20 protein-coding genes and 4 tRNA genes are annotated in these 22,424 nt (G+C 41.6%); 7 read left to right on the top strand and 17 right to left on the bottom strand.

Annotated features, from left to right (window positions below):
* The 5 genes from BKK50_RS01915 to BKK50_RS01895 all read right to left on the bottom strand — a co-directional run.
* Positions 1 to 235 (bottom strand): GTP-binding protein (locus BKK50_RS01915; protein WP_244149405.1); only part of this gene is annotated, 235 nt, incomplete at its 3' end.
* Between the two features lie 104 nt (positions 236 to 339).
* Positions 340 to 415, bottom strand: a tRNA-Thr gene (locus BKK50_RS01910).
* A gap of 3 nt (positions 416 to 418) precedes the next feature.
* Positions 419 to 493 (bottom strand) — tRNA-Gly (locus tag BKK50_RS01905).
* Positions 494 to 534: 41 nt separating this feature from the next.
* Positions 535 to 619, bottom strand: a tRNA-Tyr gene (locus tag BKK50_RS01900).
* 30 nt (positions 620 to 649) lie between these two features.
* Positions 650 to 725, bottom strand: a tRNA-Thr gene (locus BKK50_RS01895).
* A gap of 216 nt (positions 726 to 941) precedes the next feature.
* On the opposite strand from BKK50_RS01895, the gene coaA reads away from it, so the two are divergent.
* The 6 genes from coaA (at position 942) to ilvA (ending at position 8,104) form a co-directional block, all read left to right on the top strand.
* On the top strand, positions 942 to 1,877 hold the full coding sequence (gene coaA / locus BKK50_RS01890; RefSeq protein ID WP_077414789.1) for a type I pantothenate kinase: 936 nt from the start codon (positions 942 to 944) through the stop codon (positions 1,875 to 1,877).
* A gap of 241 nt (positions 1,878 to 2,118) precedes the next feature.
* Positions 2,119 to 3,774, top strand: coding sequence for an acetolactate synthase 2 catalytic subunit (ilvG, locus tag BKK50_RS01885; protein WP_077414787.1), 1,656 nt, complete (start codon positions 2,119 to 2,121; stop codon positions 3,772 to 3,774).
* 1 nt (position 3,775) lies between these two features.
* Positions 3,776 to 3,994, top strand: coding sequence for an acetolactate synthase 2 small subunit (gene ilvM, locus BKK50_RS01880; RefSeq protein WP_077414785.1), 219 nt, complete (start codon positions 3,776 to 3,778; stop codon positions 3,992 to 3,994).
* Positions 3,995 to 4,071: 77 nt separating this feature from the next.
* The gene (locus BKK50_RS01875; RefSeq protein ID WP_208606189.1) at positions 4,072 to 4,542 is read left to right on the top strand and encodes a GNAT family N-acetyltransferase; all 471 of its coding nucleotides are present in this window, start codon (positions 4,072 to 4,074) and stop codon (positions 4,540 to 4,542) included.
* A gap of 114 nt (positions 4,543 to 4,656) precedes the next feature.
* Entirely contained in the window at positions 4,657 to 6,495 is a 1,839-nt protein-coding gene (ilvD, locus tag BKK50_RS01870) for a dihydroxy-acid dehydratase (RefSeq protein ID WP_077414783.1), read from the top strand.
* A 67-nt stretch (positions 6,496 to 6,562) separates the two neighbouring features.
* Positions 6,563 to 8,104: a threonine ammonia-lyase, biosynthetic gene (gene ilvA, locus BKK50_RS01865; RefSeq protein WP_077414781.1), complete on the top strand. Its 1,542-nt coding sequence runs from the start codon at positions 6,563 to 6,565 to the stop codon at positions 8,102 to 8,104.
* A 61-nt stretch (positions 8,105 to 8,165) separates the two neighbouring features.
* Here ilvA and BKK50_RS01860 read toward each other — a convergent pair whose 3' ends face one another.
* The 10 genes from BKK50_RS01860 to rbsD form a co-directional block, all read right to left on the bottom strand.
* Entirely contained in the window at positions 8,166 to 9,239 is a 1,074-nt protein-coding gene (locus BKK50_RS01860; protein ID WP_244149404.1) for a DNA cytosine methyltransferase, read from the bottom strand.
* A gap of 2 nt (positions 9,240 to 9,241) precedes the next feature.
* Positions 9,242 to 10,075, bottom strand: a complete 834-nt coding sequence (locus tag BKK50_RS01855; RefSeq protein ID WP_077414779.1) for an NgoPII family restriction endonuclease — start codon at positions 10,073 to 10,075, stop codon at positions 9,242 to 9,244.
* A gap of 183 nt (positions 10,076 to 10,258) precedes the next feature.
* A complete protein-coding gene (locus BKK50_RS01850) occupies positions 10,259 to 10,894 on the bottom strand; it encodes a hypothetical protein (protein WP_077414777.1) in 636 nt (211 codons plus the stop codon).
* 112 nt (positions 10,895 to 11,006) lie between these two features.
* Positions 11,007 to 12,332 carry an anaerobic C4-dicarboxylate transporter gene (locus BKK50_RS01845; RefSeq protein WP_077414775.1) on the bottom strand — a complete coding sequence of 442 codons (1,326 nt, stop codon included), beginning with the start codon at positions 12,330 to 12,332 and terminating at the stop codon, positions 11,007 to 11,009.
* A gap of 371 nt (positions 12,333 to 12,703) precedes the next feature.
* Positions 12,704 to 13,705, bottom strand: a complete 1,002-nt coding sequence (locus tag BKK50_RS01840; protein WP_077414773.1) for a substrate-binding domain-containing protein — start codon at positions 13,703 to 13,705, stop codon at positions 12,704 to 12,706.
* Between the two features lie 27 nt (positions 13,706 to 13,732).
* Positions 13,733 to 14,653 (bottom strand): ribokinase, encoded by a 921-nt coding sequence (gene rbsK, locus BKK50_RS01835; RefSeq protein ID WP_077414771.1) that lies wholly within the window; start codon positions 14,651 to 14,653, stop codon positions 13,733 to 13,735.
* Between the two features lie 84 nt (positions 14,654 to 14,737).
* Positions 14,738 to 15,616 (bottom strand): ribose ABC transporter substrate-binding protein RbsB, encoded by an 879-nt coding sequence (gene rbsB / locus BKK50_RS01830; RefSeq protein ID WP_077414769.1) that lies wholly within the window; start codon positions 15,614 to 15,616, stop codon positions 14,738 to 14,740.
* A gap of 20 nt (positions 15,617 to 15,636) precedes the next feature.
* Positions 15,637 to 16,605, bottom strand: a complete 969-nt coding sequence (rbsC, locus tag BKK50_RS01825; RefSeq protein WP_077414767.1) for a ribose ABC transporter permease — start codon at positions 16,603 to 16,605, stop codon at positions 15,637 to 15,639.
* Between the two features lie 20 nt (positions 16,606 to 16,625).
* Positions 16,626 to 18,107, bottom strand: coding sequence for a ribose ABC transporter ATP-binding protein RbsA (gene rbsA, locus BKK50_RS01820; protein ID WP_077414765.1), 1,482 nt, complete (start codon positions 18,105 to 18,107; stop codon positions 16,626 to 16,628).
* A gap of 12 nt (positions 18,108 to 18,119) precedes the next feature.
* A complete protein-coding gene (rbsD, locus tag BKK50_RS01815) occupies positions 18,120 to 18,539 on the bottom strand; it encodes a D-ribose pyranase (protein ID WP_077414763.1) in 420 nt (139 codons plus the stop codon).
* Between the two features lie 220 nt (positions 18,540 to 18,759).
* On the opposite strand from rbsD, the gene BKK50_RS01810 reads away from it, so the two are divergent.
* Positions 18,760 to 19,482, top strand: a complete 723-nt coding sequence (locus BKK50_RS01810; RefSeq protein ID WP_077414761.1) for a lysine/arginine/ornithine ABC transporter substrate-binding protein — start codon at positions 18,760 to 18,762, stop codon at positions 19,480 to 19,482.
* A 62-nt stretch (positions 19,483 to 19,544) separates the two neighbouring features.
* Here BKK50_RS01810 and hcr read toward each other — a convergent pair whose 3' ends face one another.
* Together hcr and hcp are read right to left on the bottom strand one after the other, a co-directional pair.
* Positions 19,545 to 20,567, bottom strand: a complete 1,023-nt coding sequence (gene hcr, locus BKK50_RS01805; RefSeq protein ID WP_077414759.1) for an NADH oxidoreductase — start codon at positions 20,565 to 20,567, stop codon at positions 19,545 to 19,547.
* 121 nt (positions 20,568 to 20,688) lie between these two features.
* Complete coding sequence (gene hcp, locus BKK50_RS01800; RefSeq protein ID WP_077414757.1) at positions 20,689 to 22,341, bottom strand: hydroxylamine reductase; 1,653 nt, start codon at positions 22,339 to 22,341, stop codon at positions 20,689 to 20,691.
* Positions 22,342 to 22,424 lie beyond the last annotated feature (83 nt).

The following is a 22,424-nucleotide window of genomic DNA, read 5'->3' as shown; positions in this document are numbered from 1 at the left end:
GTGCATAGTGACGGGTTGGAGTATCGTATTCAACGTGTGAAGTGTTGATGGTGATACCACGTGCTTTTTCTTCAGGTGCATTATCGATTTGGTCAAATGCACGCGCTGAACCACCGTAGTGTTTTGCTAATACGGTGGTGATTGCTGCGGTTAAAGTTGTTTTACCGTGGTCAACGTGGCCGATTGTACCCACGTTTACGTGCGGTTTTGTACGTTCAAATTTTTCTTTAGACATTTAAAGAGTCCCTCTAAATAGACACGGTTATCGATGGGTAAATAAACCACATTAACCAATAAAATTGTTTACAAATTTAAATAAAAGGAAGAGAAATTTAAGGCTGGTGCTGATAGGCGGATTTGAACCGCCGACCTCACCCTTACCAAGGGTGCGCTCTACCAACTGAGCTATATCAGCGTTTGGAGCGGGCAGCGGGAATCGAACCCGCATCATTAGCTTGGAAGGCTAAGGTAATAGCCATTATACGATGCCCGCAAGTCCTAAATTCGTCTGTCCCATCAGATTCATCTAAATGATGGTGGAGGGAGAAGGATTCGAACCTTCGAAGGCTGAGCCAACAGATTTACAGTCTGCCCCCTTTGGCCGCTCGGGAACCCCTCCACACTAAATGAATACTTATTCACGAAAGGATGGTGCCGACTATCGGAATCGAACTGATGACCTACTGATTACAAGTCAGTTGCTCTACCTACTGAGCTAAGTCGGCGTATCGTAAGCAAGTGAGGCGTATTATATGGAAAAAAGTTTGCCTGACAAGTCTTTTTTCTAAAAAAATTTATTTTTTTACTTATTCGCCTACTTTGCAATCAAAACCCTTTATTTTTGCCGTAATTTTCACCAATATCGAGAAAAACAATGCATAATAACGCATTATAAGGTATATTTTTTAACATTTTTTACACCTGATATATCGCATCAAACCGTGGAAATTTCTAATCAACTGACACCGTTTCTATATTTCAATCGAACACAATGGGCAAATTTACGAAAATCGGTTCCCCTAAAATTAACCGAACAGGATCTCAAACCTTTACTGGGTTTTAATGAAGATCTTTCGCTTGAAGAAGTCAGCACGATTTATTTGCCTCTTACTCGTTTAATTAATTACTACATTGATGAAAATCTTCGCCGTCAAACCGTATTAAATCGTTTTCTTGGTGGACAAAATGCAAAAGTTCCTTACATTATCGGTATTGCCGGTAGCGTAGCGGTTGGAAAAAGCACCTCTGCACGTATTCTACAATCTCTCCTCTCTCAATGGCCAAAGGAAAGAAAAGTTGATCTCATCACCACAGACGGTTTTCTCTATCCTCTTGAAAAACTCAAACAAGACAACTTGTTGCAAAAAAAAGGGTTTCCGATCTCTTATGACACAGCAAAATTAATTCGCTTTCTTGCCGAGGTGAAATCCGGATATAAAAATGTCCAATCCCCTATTTATTCTCACTTAACTTACGATATCATTCCCAATCAATTCGACATCGTCAATCAACCGGATATCTTAATTTTAGAAGGATTAAATGTTCTACAAACAGGGGGAAATAAAACCTCACAGACTTTCGTGTCTGATTTTGTCGATTTTTCGATCTATGTTGATGCTGAAGAACCGCTATTAAAAGAGTGGTATATCAAACGTTTCTTAAAATTTCGCCAAAGTGCCTTTAAAGATCCTCATTCCTACTTTAAACACTACGCTGAACTTTCAGAACAAGATGCCATTAGCACGGCAACCCAAATTTGGGACAATATTAATGGCTTAAATTTACGGGAAAACATTCTTCCCACTCGAGAGCGGGCTAACCTCATTTTAACTAAGGGGGCGGACCATGCCGTTGAATTAGTCAAATTAAGAAAATAAAATGCGGTTAAAAAATCAGCCCATTTTGGGAAAAATGCCATCTTGGAAAATAATTTGAGGTATTTGGATAGGTTCAACAAATCATTCAATTTATTTCAACGCCCATATAAAACAGGTTCGACAAGGTAATTTGTTGCGCTTTTTTTGTTTTTTTCTCCCCTCGCCCCTACCAATGCGACAAAATTTCGTTACAATGAAAACCTTATCAAAAAAACAACAATAAACATAGGACGCAAACACGATGACAGGCGCACAACTCATCATGGCATGCTTGAAAGCTCACCATGTCACCACACTTTTCGGTTATCCCGGTGGCGCAATTATGCCCACCTACGATGCTCTTTATGATGCAGGTCTCGATCACCTTCTTTGTCGCAATGAACAAGGTGCGGCAATGGCTGCCATTGGTTACGCACGTTCTACGGGCAAAGTGGGCGTGTGTATCGCCACCTCAGGCCCCGGTGCAACCAATTTAGTGACCGGCCTTGGCGATGCGATGATGGATTCCGTTCCCGTGATCGCCATTACCGGTCAAGTAGCCTCACCACTCATTGGTACAGATGCCTTTCAAGAGGCTGATGTACTGGGACTTTCTCTTGCTTGTACCAAACACAGTTTTATTGTGCAAAGTGCGGACGAATTGGCAGAGGTTTTCGCACAGGCATTTGACATTGCACAGCGTGGTCGCCCCGGTCCGGTATTAATTGATGTTCCACGCGATATTCAAGCGGGCGAAGTGCCGGAACATCTCAAGGCTTATGTCAAAACACCGACAAAACCAACCGCACTTTCCAATGAGAATTTGGCGCAAGCAAAATCACTCCTATCTAGCGCCCAAAAACCTGTCCTGTATGTGGGGGGCGGTGTCGGTATGGCAAAAGCCGTACCGGCATTACGTGAATTTTTAGCCCAAACCAATATGCCATCAGTTTCCACCTTAAAAGGATTAGGCACAATTCATCCTGAAGATGAGGTTTATATGGGAATGATCGGTATGCATGGCACAAAAGCCGCCAATTTTGCGGTGCAAGAATGTGATTTATTGCTTGTTTGTGGCGCACGTTTTGATGATCGTGTGACAGGAAAACTCGATACCTTTGCGCCTCATGCTAAAGTCATTCATTGTGACATTGATGGTGCGGAAATCCATAAACTCCGCCATGCGGATGTGGCGTTACAAGGCGATTTAATTCAAGCTTTGAATGCGCTAAAACAACCGCTTGATATTGAACCTTGGCGTGAGCATATTCGAGCACTAAAAGCCAAATTAGATTTCACTTATGTGGATAATGCCGGCAATCGCCCGATTGATCCTTGGGCATTGCTCAACACGTTGTCTCATCGTAAACCACAAAATGCCGTTGTTTGTACCGATGTTGGTCAACATCAAATGTGGTCGGCACAACATATGCAGCACTTTGCACCGGAAAACTACCTTACCTCTGCCGGCTTCGGCACCATGGGCTTTGGTTTGCCGGCAGCTATTGGTGCGAAAAAGGCCCGTCCGCAAGATGAAGTCATTTTAGTCACCGGAGACGGTTCTTTAATGATGAATATTCAAGAACTGGGCAGTATTAAACGGGGCAATTTACCGGTGAAAATTTTACTGTTGGATAACCAACGTTTAGGTATGGTTCGCCAATGGCAGGATTTGTTTTGGAACAAACGTCGCTCGGAAACGATTTTAGAAGACAACCCTGATTTTGTGATGCTCGCTAATGCTTTCGACATTCCGGCTGAACGCATTGAACGTGCCGATGAAGTAGATGCTGCTCTCACAAGATTACTTGAAAGCGACACCGCCTATTTATTACAAGTCTGTATTCCGCCTGATGATTGTGTTTGGCCTTTAGTACCACCGGGTGCTTGTAATGCAGATATGGTGGAGGAAATGTAAGATGAATGAATATCAAGTTGAATTAACCGCCCACCACCGCCCGGAAGTATTAGAACGCATTTTACGCGTAATACGCCACCGTGGTTTTACGGTGACAGCGATGCAAATGGAACTCATCGAAGGAAAAGTGTGGTTAAAAATCACCGTAAAATCCGACCGCACGTTGAATTTATTGGTGAATCAATTGGTGAAATTGCCGGATGTCATTGACATCAACTAAAGAATGAACATCATTTCACATACGAATTGTATTTGGTGAATATTTCATCAATGATACGTTATAAGAGATAGGCATCAATGTTAATTCGCCCTGAAACACCGAAAGATTATGAGCAAATTTATCAATTAATTAAATCTGCTTTTGCCAATTCTGAGCATTCGGATGGTACAGAGCAAGATTTAGTTGAACGTTTACGTAGGAGTTCATCATTTATTCCTGAACTCGCTTTAGTGGCAGAAATAAAAGGTGAAATTGTCGGTTATATTTTATTTACCCAAGTCCGTATTGGTGAAAATATCGAACTTTCCCTTGCACCTTTAGCTGTTTTACCCAGCATTCAGAAACAAGGCGTTGGTAAAGCCCTAATTAAACAAGGGCACGAAATAGCCAAACAGTTGGAGTATCATTACGCTATAGTATTAGGAAATCCCGACTATTATGGAAAATTAGGCTATCAACCTGCCCGACAATTTCAAATTACCGCACCTTTTGAGATCGATGATACTTTTTCATGGTATTTGAGCTCAATCCGCCGCAAAATAACGTGAAAGGTGTTGTGCAATATGCCGATGAATTTGGCATTTAGTCAATGTTGAATTTATCACTGTTTTAATGAATCCAAAGTGATTCGACTTTTATATAAGATTAAACTTGGAGAGATTATGTCAAAATTACGTTCAGCGACCAGTACACAAGGTCGTAATATGGCAGGGGCTCGAGCCTTATGGCGTGCCACAGGAATGAAAGAAAATGACTTCGGAAAACCTATTATTGCGGTGGTAAATTCCTTCACGCAATTTGTACCGGGGCATGTGCATTTGAAAGATTTAGGTCAACTTGTTGCAAAAGAAATTGAAAAAGCAGGCGGTGTGGCAAAAGAATTTAACACCATTGCGGTGGATGACGGTATCGCCATGGGTCATGGCGGTATGCTGTATTCCCTGCCTTCTCGGGATCTCATTGCTGACTCTGTGGAATATATGGTGAATGCCCATTGTGCTGATGCGATGGTGTGCATTTCTAACTGCGACAAAATTACCCCGGGGATGTTAATGGCGGCAATGCGTTTAAATATTCCTGCAATTTTTGTTTCAGGCGGTCCGATGGAAGCGGGTAAAACCAAGCTTTCCGATCAACTCATTCGTTTAGACTTAGTGGATGCCATGATCGAAGCGGCGGATCCAAAAGTGTCTGATGAACGCATTGATATCATTGAGCGTAGCGCCTGCCCGACTTGCGGGTCCTGTTCCGGTATGTTCACGGCAAACTCAATGAACTGCCTAACAGAAGCGCTGGGGTTAAGTTTACCGGGCAATGGTTCGATGCTTGCCACTCACGCCGACCGCAAAGAACTCTTCTTAAAAGCCGGTCGCCAAATCGTGGAATTATGTAAACGTTACTATGAACAAGACGATGAAAGCGTGCTGCCACGTTCAATCGGTACTTTTGAAGCCTTCGAAAACGCCATGAGTTTGGATATTGCCATGGGCGGTTCAAGCAATACGGTGTTACACTTATTAGCCGCTGCACAAGAAGCCGGCGTCGATTTCAAAATGGCAGATATTGATCGCCTATCCCGTGTCGTGCCTTGCTTAAGTAAAATCGCACCGAATACCAATAAATACCATATGGAAGATGTTCACCGAGCCGGGGGCATCATGGGTTTACTGGGCGAACTCGACCGTGCGGGATTAATCCATAAAAATACCCATACCGTATTGGGAATGACGATGGGCGAGCAGCTTGATCAATACGATATTATTCGTAACCAAGACGAAGATTTACACAAATTCTTCCGTGCAGGGCCTGCGGGTATTCGTACCACTGAAGCATTCTCACAAGATTGTCGTTGGGATACGGTGGATAATGATCGTGAAAACGGTTGTATTCGTGATAAAGCCCATGCTATCTCACAAGAGGGGGGCTTGGCGGTACTATTTGGTAATCTTGCAGAAGACGGTTGCATTGTAAAAACTGCCGGCGTGGATGAATCCATTTGGAAATTCAGTGGTTCGGCTATCGTATTTGAAAGCCAAGAAGATGCCGTTGCCGGGATTTTGGGCGGAAAAGTAAAAGAAGGCAATGTGGTAGTGATCCGCTACGAAGGACCAAAAGGCGGTCCGGGTATGCAAGAAATGTTGTATCCGACCAGCTATTTAAAATCCATGGGATTAGGTAAAAAATGTGCCTTATTAACTGACGGTCGTTTTTCCGGCGGCACATCAGGGCTTTCAATCGGCCACGCTTCCCCTGAAGCGGCATCAGGCGGTGCCATCGGCTTAGTGCGTGATGGCGATATCATCAATATTGATATTCCAAATCGAGCCATTAATCTTCAAATTAGCGATGAAGAACTCGCCACCCGTCGTGCAGAACAAAATGAAAAAGGCTGGGTACCGGCAAATCGCCAACGTGAAGTCTCTTTTGCCTTAAAAGTGTTCGGGCATTTCGCCACCTCAGCCGATAAAGGTGCGGTGCGGGATAAAACCCTTTTAAAATAACCAACATCATCTCCCCCATCCCCCTCTTTATAAAGAGGGGGAAATACGAAGTCAGCAAAATAAAATTATGAAAAACCTACTCACTAACCCACAACCAAGCCAAAGTGATTACATCAATGCGATTGTCAAATTAGGCTCACGCGTTTACGAAGCGGCAACCGTCACACCACTACAAAAAATGGGCAAATTGTCCGAACGCCTACACAATAATATTTGGATTAAACGGGAAGATCGCCAACCGGTGAACAGCTTTAAACTGCGTGGTGCTTATGCCATGATCTCCAGTCTTTCCCCCGAACAAAAAGCGGCAGGCGTCATCGCCGCATCAGCGGGAAACCATGCTCAAGGTGTTGCCCTATCCGCCAAAGAGCTTGGTTTGAAAGCCTTAATTGTGATGCCACAAAATACGCCAAGCATTAAAGTGGATGCAGTGCGTGGTTTCGGTGGCGAAGTGTTACTACACGGTGCCAATTTTGATGAAGCAAAAGCCAAAGCAATTGCCCTTTCCAAAGAAAAAAATATGACTTTCATTCCGCCTTTTGATCATCCCCTCGTGATTGCCGGACAAGGCACATTGGCGATGGAAATGTTACAACAAGTGGCGGATTTAGATTATGTCTTCGTACAAGTCGGTGGTGGTGGCTTGGCGGCCGGTGTGGCAATTTTGCTAAAACAATTTATGCCGGATATTAAAGTGATCGGTGTGGAATCTAAAGATTCAGCCTGTTTAAATGCTGCCCTTGAGAAAGGTGAGCCGACGGATCTCGCTCATGTGGGATTATTTGCAGATGGTGTCGCAGTGAAACGGATTGGTGATGAAACCTTCCGATTATGCCGTCAATATCTTGATGATATGGTGCTTGTCGAAAGCGATGAAGTCTGTGCAGCCATGAAAGATTTATTTGAAAATGTACGTGCCGTTTCCGAGCCTTCCGGTGCATTAGGCTTGGCTGGTTTGAAAAAATATGTAAAAAAACATCATATCGAAAATAAAAATATGGCGGCGATTTTATCTGGGGCGAACCTGAATTTTCACACGCTACGTTATGTATCCGAACGTTGCGAAATTGGTGAAAATCGTGAAGCCTTACTTGCGGTTACCATGCCGGAACAACCTGGGAGTTTCTTAAAATTCGTTCAAGTGTTGGGCAACCGTGCAGTCACAGAATTTAGCTATCGCTATGCCGATGACAAACGTGCCTGCATTTTTGTTGGGGTACGCACCTTAGATGAAGCGGAAAAATCAGACATCATCAGAGATCTCACACAAAACGGTTTCGATGTGGAAGATATGTCCGATGATGACATTGCCAAAACCCATGTGCGTTATCTAATGGGAGGCCGCGCTGCCAACCCGAGTGAGCGTTTATATACTTTTGAGTTTCCGGAACAAAAAGGCGCGTTACTAAAATTCTTGGAAACCTTACAAAATCGCTGGAATATTTCCCTGTTCCATTATCGGGCCCATGGTGCGGATTACGGCAATATTCTTGCCGCTTTCCAATTGGAAGAAACAGCGCAAAGTGAGTTTGAACAAACTCTTGCACAACTCAATTATGTTTATGAAGATGTGACAGAAAGTAAATCTTATCGTTATTTCTTACGCTAAAAATCACATAAAAAATAACCGCACTTTAGAAGCGTAAAGTGTGGTTGTTTTTTTAGGAAGATTAAAAATTCAATCCTAACTGTGCGGATTCATTAATCTGGCAACACTCATTTGAATCTATGTAATCTTGTGATTCTGTGGCTTGCTCAATCGCTTTTTTGATAGCTTTTGCAATTTCAAAAGCTAAATTCACAGGAACAGCGTTACCAATCATTTTGTAGGCATCGTTAGTATTTTTATAGATAAATTTAAAATCATCGGGAAAGCCTTGCACCCTTGCCACTTCCCGAATCGTCATACGGCGATATAAATTTTCTTTGCCAATCACAAAACGATAATCGTTTGTTCCGTGCTTTTCCATTTTTGGTGCTTGCGGGTGTAATTGGCACTGTCGCCCTGATGCCTGCACGGTAAAGCCCTGTTCATGCCATGCCTTAACACGATTTCGACTCATAAAAATTGGCGAAAAACTGCCAGTAAAATATTCATTATTATTGATCGCTTGCGGATTGGTTTGATTTTTCTCCAGGGAAGGCACCGCACTATCTTTTAAATCCCAAATAATATCTTTAAGAGTGATTTTTTTCTCATCATTTTCTGTTGAGCCTTTAGGAAATTGAAAAACGATATTTAGATCTTTTCTAAAACCAATGTAAAAAACCCGTTTGCGTTCTTGTGCTACGCCATAATCTTTAGCATTAACCATGGTTAGAGTGACATCATAACCGCATTCATCAAACATTTTTAATAAATTTTTCACTGCTTTACTATGGCGATTGGCAAGCATCCCACTGACATTTTCCGCCAAGAAAAATTTAGGTTGCTTACTTTTTAAAATACGAATGTAATCAAAAAAAAGTTGCCCACGAGCATCGTTAATTCCACGTAAACTGCCAGCCTCTGACCAAGATTGGCAAGGAGGACCACCGATAATGCCTTCTATTTGATCGGGAAAATCTTCTTCTTTGATATTGCGAATATCCCCCTCAATCAGACGGGTATTAGGGTGGTTGGCTTTAAAGGTCGCCCAAATGGTTTTATCGTATTCATTCGCAACGGGGATCTCAAATCCCGCTTTTTCAAATCCCAAATCCAGCCCACCGCAGCCACTAAATAAACTAATTACTTTCATCATATTTATAAATAATAAGTGATCAATTTTGCTTTTTTCAATTTTAAAGGATTATTAGGATCTTTAATTTTTATATCCGCTATGGTTAAACGTTCATTCTTTATGGAAAGTAATTCATCCTTATTTTTAAGACTTTCCCATTTTTCATTATTTATGATTGCCATAAAATTAAACAAATTATCGTGATTGCGTTGATAAATGTAAGAAAATACTTTCCAAGGATTTTCAATATGCCACATTCCACGAACTCTGAGATAGGTAATTTCAAGGGGATCAACAGAATTTATTCGCCCTAATTCATTTGTTACTGAAAAGTCTAAGTTTGAACCCTGTTCAACACTTTTTTTGATCAGTGTTTTTACTCTCGTGTAAATCTCATCATCGGCGCAATAGTCTTCACCATACACAAAACATAAGTGTTTTAATATATTGTTTTTAACTACTCCCACTAGGTAAATAATATCTTTTTCCGACCACTCTTCAGCTTCACGGCAGCCCCTAGAAATAAGCGTACTATTTGCATAAAGTTTATGTTTCGGATGACTACTGTTTAAAGCAATGGTTGCATTATCATTTTCAATTTTTTTGACCTCAATTGCATCGCCATTTTTCAACATTGCATCGGGCGGATTATTAGCATTTCCTAACCAAGAGAAAGTGTGACGTAAAGCATCATCTCTTTTGCTATCATTTAAATGAAAACTATTGGCAAATAAATCTTTGGTATACTCTTCCAGTGCTTTACCTATTAAATTTGCACGATTTTTGCCTTGATATTCCTCCGTTAAATTCGTGATAGGATTATTGATTAGATTAATGATTGCATTAATGATGTTCATAATATTTCCCGTTAGAATTTTTAGGAATTATAACAACAAACAAGGAATATTGTTACTGTATGATTGGTTTAAATATTAAGCGATTACCACTCCTATTATTCCTCCTATGCAGTGGTGATTATCTACCAACTGTATTATCTCGTAAGGAAAGTTCAAAATTCGGTTGTTTTTAGCCTTGTTTTTTTATTTTACAAATTCACTAAATTCCAATTCATAGTCATCCCCATCTCGGGAATATTTGATATAGCGGGGGAATTGTTCGCCTGCGAATTTTTTCACCATAATATCTTTGTTACCCGTTTTGAAGGTATAGGTGATTTCTGTGACATTTTGTTTATTGTATTCAATTTGTTTCTCACGTTTATTTACCTTCACATTTTCCATCGGATAGAGTTTTTTACCATTGGTAATTTGAAAGCTGGTGGGTAATTTATCGTAGTAACTCAACTGAAATGCCATGGTGAATAAATCAAAAGTCGGTAAGTTAAGTGCTTCCGTTTTTAACCCATTTTTCACTTTGCCGTATTCAATGGTCGTTGGAGAAATTTTTGATAGCGCATAAGGTTTGCCATTTCGCACATCCTGATAGTTCACCATTTTAAACTGGCTAGGTGTTTGTGAGCCTCGAGATAAAAAAACAATGTTATAAAGGGGAATGTTAATTTTGGCATTCACCGAATATTGGGTTCCGTCCGCTTTAAAATGCACATAGGCGGGCATTAAATAATTAGAGCTGTATTTGATATTGTAATCCAAGGCAGACCACGCACTGGGAATGTAGGAGATAAGTGCAGTAAAAAGAATTTTCAGAAATTTCATCAGCGTTCCTTATAAAAATTAAATACTTGTGTTAGAGCGATGTTTTATCAATAAGTTCGTAAAGATAAAAAAACGGCGCTTGAGGCACCGTTTTATACTCTAATCCAGCGATTTAAAGAAGTATATTGGCAAGTAATAAACCAATGATTAAGCTGAAAACCATACTTAATAAACCCGGTATCATAAAACTGTGGTTAAAAATGTATTTACCGATTTTGGTTGTGCCGGTGGTATCAAAGTCAATGGAAGCAATAATCGGTCCATAATTTGGTACGAAGAAATAACCATTTACCGCCACAAATACCCCGATTAATACCGGTGCAGGAATACCAAGGGCAATACCAAGCGGGAATAAGGTTGCCACGGTGGCACCTTGGCTGTTTACTAATACGGAAAGCACAAATAAGGCAAGTGCAAATGTCCACGGTGCGGTTTCAACCAAACCTTTCACCATATCTTTCACTTCTGTCATATGAGCTTGCATCAATGTATCGCCCAACCATGCGATACCAAAAATGGCAATCACCGCACGCATACCGGCGTGGAACACCGATCCTTTGGTGATTTCAGTGCCATCCGGTTTACAGGTTAGTACGATTAATGCGCTGATTGATAACATAATAATTTCAATGGTGTGCGCCATACCCATCGGTTTTCCATCAAACATCGGACGTAAAGAAGGAATCGCCCCCATTAACACGACAAGTAATGCGCCGAATAAAAAGAGAGATACAGAAATTTTTGCCGTTTTGCTAATTTCTAGTTCTTTTACATCGACAGTAGAATTAAATGCATCCGTGTATTTCGGATCCTTCTTTAAACGGCGTTGATATTCAGGATCATCTTTGAGCTCTTTCCCCATTTTATTGACAAAAATACAAGCCAGGAAAAGCCCTAAAAGCGTTGCAGGAATGGTGACCATTAATACATCGCCAAGATGAATACCTTGCGGTTCAAGATAAGCCACTACTGCCACCACCGCTGCCGCAATCGGACTTGCGACAATTGCAAATTGTGAGGCAATCACCGCCATTGAAAGTGGACGTTCCGGACGAATACCGTTTTGACGACTCACTTCTGCGATAACCGGCAAGACTGAATAAGCCACGTGACCGGTTCCAGCCAAGAAGGTGAATAACCAAGTGACCGCCGGTGCAATAAACGTAATGTGTTTTGGGTTGCGGCGTAAAATTTTGGTGGCGATTTTGATCATATAATCCAAGCCGCCAGCAGCTTGCATTGCCGCAGCCGCAGCCACCACCGCCATAATCATAAACATCACATCAATCGGTAAACCTGCCGGTTTCAAGCCAAAGCCAAAGGAAAGAATGGCAAGACCTAAACCACCAAATACACCAAGACCGATACCACCAACACGTGCCCCCACAAGGATACACAATAGTACGATGGCAAATTGTAATAAGAACATTGCAGACATACTGCCCCCTAAGTAAAAAAATAAACGATTATGTTGTTATAAATGCGGCGCAAATATACCAACAAATCAACACAGCTTCTATAATTTAGATCAAGAAACCCCCCTCTTCTTATACGAAAAGTGCGGTTAATTTTGATCCCCAAAAATGGAACTCAATGCTAACGAGCTAAGATGTAGATTTTTATGACTAAATACCAATCTAGCTTTTAAACAACCCGTTTTTCTGCGAAAGTGGTCTCGCTTCATTTCAATACAAAAGTGTGATTAGCCAATGGTTGAAAGTCTTTGAAAAAATTGAATTTGACACTCACATTCTAAATGGAAAAGCCTCATTTTTTATTGTGACTTATCAGATGTGATCTTCTACCATTTTATTCTGTTATTTTTAGAATAGATTGCCGAACCACGACATGAGGATTAAGCGTTAATGTTTGATAATGCTCATCCGATTTTTTTATCCGCTGGAGTAATAATTCCACGGCGAGTTTACCCAGTTCAGCCTTTGGCTGACTAATCGTAGAAAGGGGAGGAAAAAGATAGCGGGAAAGTTCAATGTCATCATAACCTATGACGGAAATGTCCTCCGGAATCCGTAACCCCTGTTGTTGAAGAACTTGATAAGCCCCGACTGCAATAGCATCGCTACAACAAAACACAGCGGTTGGGTGGTGTGGTGTCGTCAGTAATTTTTGCATACCGCTCACCCCACCTTCAAAATCGAAATGGCTTTCAATAATCCAATGGGAATTCAATGGGATTTCGGCTTCAGACAAGGCTTTTTTGTACCCTTCCAAACGGTTTTTCGCCACCGATTTTTTAAGATTACCGGTAATAATACCAATCGCTTTATGTCCGGCTTCAATTAATGTTTTTGTTGCCAAATAACCGCCAAGCATTGAATTTTCAAGGATTTTATCGGCATTAAGTTCTTTGAACCACCAATCCATTATTACGAAAGGGACGGAAATCGCTAACTCAGTATCGGCGTTAAAACGGCTATCACCACACATTAATAGTAAACCATCCACTTGTTTATGAAGCAGTGTTTGTACATTTTGTTGTAGCCGTTTTGCATCCCCACCGGTGGTGGCAATGATGAGATTATATTGATGCTGTTGGCAATATTGTTCTACCCCTGCCATCACCTCAGCAAAAAAAGGATTATTGGTTGCCGTAACCAGTAAGCCAATTGTTTTGGTTTCTTTCACTTTTAGGCTACGGGCAACAGCGGAAGGCGTGTAATTGAGTTCTGTTACTACACGCATCACTTTTTCACGGATTTCTTCACTCACAAAACGTGAGCCATTGATAACATGAGAAACGGTGGAAGTAGAAACTTTCGCTAATCTTGCAATGTCTTTCATTGTTGCCATAAAAACACACCCATTTTTGACCGCACTTTAAGCATTATGAAGAAAATCTAAGGTTTCCTGTTTTGTCGGAATAGAGGGCTGCGCACCGGCTCGAGTGACACTTATTGCAGCCGCAGCCTGAGCAAAATGAATTGCTTCTTCAAAAGGTTGCCCTTCCAACAAAGCGGTTACAAAACCACCGTTGAAGGTATCACCTGCCGCAGTGGTATCCACCGCTTGTACGGAAAAACCTTTGATAATGCGGTATTCTCCGTTTCGACTAATAAATACGCCTTTTGCACCGAGCGTAATCATCACACAGTTTATCCCTTTTTGATGAAAAACTTCTGCAGATTTAACCGCACTTTGCTCGTCTGTTACCCGCACACCGGTAAGTATTTCCGCTTCTGTTTCATTGGGTGTGATAATGTCAATATGATTTAATAAGCTATCGGGTAAAGGCTGAGCCGGCGCTGGGTTTAACACTACTTGCACCCTATGTTTCTTTGCAATTTGTGCGGCAAGTATTACTGCCGGAAGCGGGGTTTCAAGTTGCATAAGTAAATAGTCGGATTGCGCAATTTGTGCTTCGCTTTGGTATACGATTTGTTCATCTAAATAAGCATTTGCCCCCGATGCAATCACAATACTATTTTCAGCAGATTGTGCCACTTGAATAAAAGCGATACCGGTCATTTCTTGCTGAATGGTTTCAATCGGTGTTGTATCAATCCCTTCCTGCGCAAAGGCATTTTTCATGGTTTCACCAATACTATCACCACCGATACAACCAACAAAAGCTACATTTGCCCCTAATCGTGCTGCTGCAACGGCTTGATTTGCCCCTTTCCCACCATAGGCAATACGATAATTTTCTCCAGTGAGGGTTTCCCCCGGTTGAGCAAAATAAGGGACGGATATGACATGATCGGCATTTATACTGCCAAGAACGGTCAGCTTTTTATTCATGTTGAAATCCTTATTGATTGTTATTGCAAATGTGCTGCCACAAACCTAAACGCTTGTGGCAGCAATAATAAAATATAAAAATGATTATTCACTGATGACTTTTAAATCTACCGGAATTTTAGCCTCGACTTTTTCGCCTTTTAAAATTTTATCGGCAGTCATCACCCCTAATGATCCAATTAAATTCGGTTGCTGTGCAATAGTCGCCGCTAATTTACCGCTTTTTACGGCTTTGATACCATCATCTGTGCCGTCAAAACCAACAATCAGCACTTTTTTATTGGCGGCATTGACTGCTCTCAATGCACCTAATGCCATTTCATCATTTTGGGCAAAAATCGCTTGTACTTCTGCTTTGCTGGCAAGCAGATTTTCTGTGACATTTAACCCTTTGGTACGGTCAAAATCTGCCGGTTGGCTGGCAAGAACATTGAATTTATGAGTTTCAATCGCTTGTTTGAAACCTTCGCCACGTTCACGCGCCGCCGATGTTCCCGCAATGCCTTCAAGTTGAATGACTTTTGCCCCATTACCTAATTTTTGTGCGATAAAATCCCCTGCCATTTTGCCTCCGGCGATATTATCGGAAGCGATATGGCTCACTACATTTCCTTTGGCTGCACCGCGATCTAGGGTGATCACCGGGATATTATTACGATTGGCTATCGCTACCGCATTCCCCACTGCTTCAGAATCTGTCGGATTGATTAAAAGCACTTTTGCGCCACGAACCGTTAAATCTTCCACATTAGCCAGTTCTTTTGCCGGATCATTTTGAGAATCCAACACAACGAGCTGATAGCCTAATTCATCGGCTTTTTGTTGTGCTCCGTCTTTTAATGTGACGAAGAAAGGATTATCCAATGTGGATACCGCAAGGGCAATGGTATCTTGTGCGAAAGCTGCACCGGATAGGGATAAGCCTAATAATACGGCGGAAGTAAGTGCGGTCACTTTTTTCATAGTTTCTCCTGAAAAATGAATTACAGTTTTTTTGTACCAAGATAGTTATCGGCCAAAACAGCAACCAGAATAACCAACGCTTTTGCTATCATTTGATAGTAAGATGAAATATCCAATAAATTCAGGGCATTATTTAAAAAACCGATAATCAATGCACCAATGAGGGTTCCCATTACTCGCCCTTTTCCTCCCATAAGGCTGGTTCCCCCCACAACGACGGCTGCAATGGCATCCAGTTCATAGGATACCCCGGCTGTCGGTTGGGCTGAGGAAAGACGAGAAGTCACAATCAGACCGGCAAGGGCGGATAAAAAACCACTCACTGCGAACACGAATATTTTGATTTTATTGACATTAATACCGGAAAGCTGAGTAGCGGCCTCATTGCCACCAAGAGCATAAATATAGCGACCGATAGGGGTATGTTTTAAAATGTACCACGCCAGTGCAAATACAACCGTCATGATCCAAATAGGTACTGGAATACCAAGAAAATAGCCCGTACCAATCGCCGAAAAAATATCGGCACTGTCAGAAAAACCGGTGGTAATCGGGCGACCATCCGTATAAACCATCGTTACACCACGCAATAAGGTCATAGTAACAAGAGTTGCAATAAAGGCTTGGACTTTTCCTTTTGCGACAATGATACCGCTTATGCCGCCTAACACCGTGCCAAGCAATAAAACGACAGGAACCACAAGTAAAATCGGTAATTCATAGCTCACCATCGAAGCCGCAATCGCCCCGGTTAATGCCAAAACAGATCCCACGGAAAGATCAATCCCGGCAATTAAAATGACGAAAGTCATTCCCACAGCGATAATGGCATTGACCGATGTTTGACGCAAAATATTGAGAATATTATCTACGCTGAAAAAATTCGGGTTCATTGTGGATACAATGGTGATAAGAATAATCAGCGCAATAAACGAACGCTGTTCAATTAAAAATTTGCTCATTTGGAAACGAGAAGTTTCAGTTTTCATTATTTTTACCTTACCTATTCCTATTTACCGATAGCCGCAGCTAACAATTTTTCCTGTGTCGCTTCTGCACGAGAAAATTCTGCGGTGATTTTGCCTTCACGCATCACGAAAATGCGATCACTCATTCCCAGCACTTCCGGCATATCAGATGAAATCATTAAAATACTTAAACCGTCTTTTTTAAATTCATTGATGAGTTGATAAATTTCTTTTTTTGCCCCCACATCCACACCTCGTGTCGGCTCATCTAAGATCAGCACATTGGGGCGAGTCATCAAACCACGGGCAATGGCGACTTTTTGTTGATTACCTCCGGAAAGTAAACCGACTTGTTGATCTCGGCTTGGGGTCTTAATGTTAAACATTTCAATAAAATCATCGACCGCCATTTTCTCCACTTGGTGGCGGATTTGCCCTTTTTGCGAAAAATGATCAAGCGAAGTAAGGGACATATTTTCTTTCACTGACATTCCCAATATCAAACCATCATTTTTTCGATCTTCTGAAATATAGACGATACCCTGATCTAAACCATCTTGTGGACGGTGATTTTCAATCTCTTGATTTTTTAACCGCACTTTACCACCCGTTTTTGGTAGTGCACCGTAAAGCACTTTACCAAGTTCCGTTCTACCAGCCCCCATTAAACCGGACACCCCGACAATTTCACCACCATAGAGTTTAAATGAAACATCATCAATACCGCTCCCACTGAGGTGGGTGACATCTAACACACATTCACCTTTTTCTTGTGCCAGATGTGGATATTGTTCATCCAATCGGCGACCGACCATCATTTCGATTAAATCCTCTTCATTAATCGCTGATACTGTCCGCTCGCCAATAAATTGACCGTCACGCAGAACCGTCACATCATCACAAATTTGAAAAATCTCTTTTAAACGATGAGAGATATAAACAATGCCGCATTTTTCCGCTTTAAGTTCATCAATTACCTTGAATAAAGCCTCTGTTTCCGTGTCGGTTAATGCATCAGTCGGCTCATCCATAATAATCACTTTGGATTCAAAGCTGAGCGCTTTGGCAATTTCTACCATTTGCTGTTCACCAATAGAAAGTTCGGAACACAATTTTTTGCTGCTGTGTGTTACACCTAGACGTGCCAAAAGTTTATCGGCTTCTTGGTACATTTTTGGCCAGTTGATCGCCCCCCATAAGGTTTTGAATTCACGACCTAAAAAAATGTTTTCTGCAATAGTTAAATTACCAATTAAATTTAATTCTTGGTGGATAATGCTAATTCCCGCTTCTTGTGAGGATTTTGGTCCGTTGAAGCGCGCTTCTTTACCAAGGTATTCAATGGTTCCGGCATCTTTGGAATAAATACCGGTTAGCACCTTCATTAAGGTTGATTTCCCCGCACCGTTTTCCCCCATTAATGCCATCACCCGACCGGCATAGACCGATAAACAGGCATTTCTCAAGGCTTTCACGCCGGGGAAGGATTTATCTATACCACTGATTTTGAGTAAGGTTTCCATTGTTTCCCCTTGTTAAAAAGGCACACCTGAATACAAAATGACATTGGCATAAGGGGAACATTCCCCCGTACGCACAATGGCTTTGCTATTTTGGGAATGCTGTTTAAATGTTTCATGTGGCACAAATTCCAGTTGAATTTTATTGCCTTGACTAGCTTCAAGCTGGTTAAAGCGTGACAAAAGTGCGGTCAAAATATGAGGATTTTTAGTTTTAATTTCTTCGGCAATCACAGCACGTTCCACAAACATTTCATTGATTACAACATCTAAAGTTTGTAAAAAATTTGGCACTCCGGCAGTGAGTGCAAGATCAATGCGTTCTACTTGGGCAGGAATTGGTAATCCGGCATCACAAATAGTAATGCTATCGGTATGACCTAATGTGGCAATACAATGGGAAAGTGGTGCATTGAGTAATGTTGTTTTTTTCATCGAAAAATCCTTTTAAGGTTTATCGAAACGTTTCGATGAATAAATAATAGGGAGAAAAAGTAAAAAAACAATCACCAAATTTAAAATTTGGGACAGCGATCACAGAATTTTTATGTCATAATCACACGAGTTTCAATAAATTATTATGAATAATAATTGAATATATATTCAGTTTTATTTAATATATATGCACTTCAAGAAGCAAACACGGGAGACAACAATGAAAAAACAACTTTTACTTGGTATTTTTATCGGTGCGGTGAGTGTAACAACCAATGCGGAGGAATTAACCTTCGGCACAGAACCGAGCTATCCACCATTTGAAGTGACTACAGAAAAAGGTGAGTTAATTGGGTTTGATATTGATATCGCACAGGCAATTTGTCAGGAAATTCAAGCTACTTGCCATTTTAAAACCCAGCCGTTTGATGCGTTAATTCCAAGTTTGAAAGCAAAACGTTTTGATGCAGCAATGTCGGCAATTGATATTACACCGGCACGTGAAAAACAAATTTTATTCAGCGATCCTTATTATGACAGTTCAGCAAGCTATGTGGCGTTGAAAGGAAAAGGAAATTTGGCGACAGCTAAAAATATCGGTGTACAAAATGGTTCCACTTTCCAACAATACACCGTTGCAGAAACTCCACAATATTCGCCAAAATCTTATGTGAATTTGCAAGATGCAATTTTAGATCTGCAAAACGGGCGAATTGATATTGTGCTGAGTGATACGGCATTACTGGCGGATATGATGAAGAAAGAGCCAAATATTGAATTTGTCGGCGAAAAAATAACGAATGAAAAATATTTTGGACGTGGCGTAGGCATTGCGTTAAACAAATCCAATAAAGCCTTACAGGTACGTTTAAATCAAGGTTTGAAAGCGATTAAAGAAAATGGCGAATATCAAAAAATCTATGATAAATGGATGAAAAAATAGCTGGAAAACACGCTAAAAATCAACCGCACTTTGGGTATGCCATGTGCGGTTTTTTAGGTATTTTATGACATCAAATCTACCGTCATATTTCCTTTTAACTGACAACTGCATGCCAGCACATAGCCTTGTTTGATTTCCCCTTCGGTTAAAGGACCATTAGTAGTAACCTCATAATCACCATTTAACACCAAGGTTTTACAAGAGCCGCAAATGCCCTCGCGACAGGCTGCGATGATTGGTTTTTTGTGTTCTTCCAATGCAGCAAGCAGTGTCATACCAACGGGTACAGAAAACGTTTGTGGCACAGGATTGGTAATCGAAAGAGTCACTTGTTTGCTGTTGTCCAACATACAATTTTCAGTAGAGGAGTGGAATTGCTCCAAGAAGAAACGTTCCGGCGGGATGCCGAGGGATTCAGTCATAGTGCGTAAGTCGTTCATATAGCTTTCCGGTCCGCAGGTGAGCACTGTATAATCGGCGATATTCGGCACAAGATCGGCGATCATTTGACTGTTTAAACGACCAGCAATAAAGCCCTCTTTCACCTCTACAGAAGCATTCATAAACAGTTTTAACTGTGGGAATTGTTCTTTCAACAGTCCCCATTCCCGTTTGAAAATCACATCTTTTGGCGAATGTACGCTATAAAGCACCACCACATCCACATTCGGTTTGTTTTTCAGTAACCAACGGCTCATAGACATAATCGGTGTGACTCCACAACCGCCGGCAACCAAGAGATAATGGTCGCTGACGATACGCGTACAAGTGAATTTTCCCATCGGATCTGACAACCAAATTTGGTCGCCTTCTTTAAGTTCCGAGGTTATCCAATTTGAGCCTACGCCGTTTTTAATGCGGCGTACGGTTAAGGTAATAAAACGGCTCATACCGGGTGTGGAGGAAAGGGTGTAAGCACGCACGATATTCGGCGTGTTACGAATGCTCACCAAGGCATATTGACCAGGCTCGTAAGGATAAAAATCCTGAGCAATTAGCTCAATAGTGTAAACATCATCCGTTTCCTGATGAATAGAATGCACCTGCATTTCGTTGTAACACAACGGATTCTGGTTATTTGACATAGTGTTTCTCTTTGCGTGTTTGGAAGTGCGGTGGGGTTTAGCGTTATTTTCCTCTCGCCTGCTTGCCGGCGAGGGGAAATTAAAACACCACCAAAAACAACCGCACTTTTCCCATTAACCCTTATTTCGCTAAGGCTTCCGCCATATCTTGTTCCGGAGTGGTTAAGCCGCGTAAGCCGAATTTTTCGTTCAACAATGCCATCACATTATCGTTTAAGAACGCCGGTGCAGTTGGACCGGTGTAAATGTTTTTCACGCCCAACGCCAATAAGGTTAATAAAATCACGATGGCTTTTTGTTCAAACCAAGAAAGCACGAGGGTTAACGGCAGTTCATTGACACCGATGCCGAGTTTTTGTGAAAGATTCACGGCAAGCATAATGGCGGAGTAAGCATCGTTACATTGCCCGACATCCAATAATCGCGGTAAGCCGTCGATGACACCGAAGTCTAATTTGTTGAAACGGTATTTTCCGCAACCTAAGGTTAAAATCGCACAATCTTCCGGCACTTGACGGGCGAAATCGGTGTAGTAGCTACGTTCGCCTTTGCTGCCGTCGCAACCACCTACCAAGAATACATGGCGTAATTTGCCACCGGCAACGAGGTTGATGACCGCATCAGAGGCGTCCAATAGGGTTTGACGACCGAAACCCACGGTGATTTGATGCTCCAATTCATCATAAGGGAAACCTGCCATTTCTTGCGCTTTGGCGATCACTTGACTGAAATCGCGATCTTCAATATGTGTCACGCCCGGCCAGCCGACGATGCTACGAGTGTAAATACGATCAGCATAATTGCCTACATTCGGGTCAATAATACAGTTGGACGTCATGATCACCGGGCCCGGGAATTTAGCAAATTCTTTTTGTTGATTTTGCCATCCGCTACCGTAGTTACCCACTAAGTGTTTATATTTTTTCAACTCCGGATAACCGTGCGCTGGCAACATTTCTCCGTGGGTGTAAACATTCACGCCGGTGCCTTCGGTTTGTTCCAATAAGGCTTTTAAGTCTTTCAAGTCATGACCGGAAATTAAAATACATTTACCTGCCACCGGTTTTACGTTTACCGTTGCCGGTACTGGGTTTCCAAAGGCTTCCGTTTCCCCGGCATCTAACAGGCTCATAACTTGGAAGTTCATATTGCCGATAGCAAGGGCTTTTTCCAATAATTCGTTTAAGTCACTTGGTTGGGTGCCAAGCCATGCCATAAATTCGTGGAATTGACGATACACTTCGTTATCGAATTTACCTAAAACATAAGCGTGTTCCATGTAGGCCGCGGCGCCTTTTAATCCGTACAAACATAACATACGCACACCATGGGCTTCTTCGCCAATTAAAGTGCGGTCGGAATTGAGTGCAAAATTTGCCGCTTGTTTGGTGAGATCGGCAATGGTTGTGCCTTCGAGTTGTAAGTGTGCCAGTGGATGGTTTACATCAATGCCAGCATTCACCGCACGGCAGCGTTTGATTAAATCGTCACGATAGCAAATGGTTTGCTGAGCATATTCTACAATACGTTGAGAATCGAAATTTACGTTCGTTAAGGTAGAAAAGAATGCTTGTGCCGCAAACGCATCAATTTCATTATCAATAATCGCTAAATCTCGAGCTTGGATTGCCCATGCAGAAAGGCTTTGCAAGGTGGCGACCAATAAATCTTGTAAGTCGGAAGTTTCAGCGGTTTTACCGCACATTCCTTGAGAGTAGCTACAACCGTTCCCCACAGGTGTGCGCATAGTTTGTTCACATTGTACGCAATACATATAATAAAATCCTCTTTTAGAGTATAAAGTTGTCAAATATAAACCCGATAAAAAAAGTCAGGTTTATGGAACAATCATAAACT

It is taken from the genome of Rodentibacter rarus, assembly GCF_001998965.1.
GTDB classification, from domain to species: Bacteria; Pseudomonadota; Gammaproteobacteria; order Enterobacterales; family Pasteurellaceae; genus Rodentibacter; species Rodentibacter rarus.
Note: the sequence above shows the minus strand (reverse complement) of the source record. Positions and strands in the feature narration are given on the sequence as shown.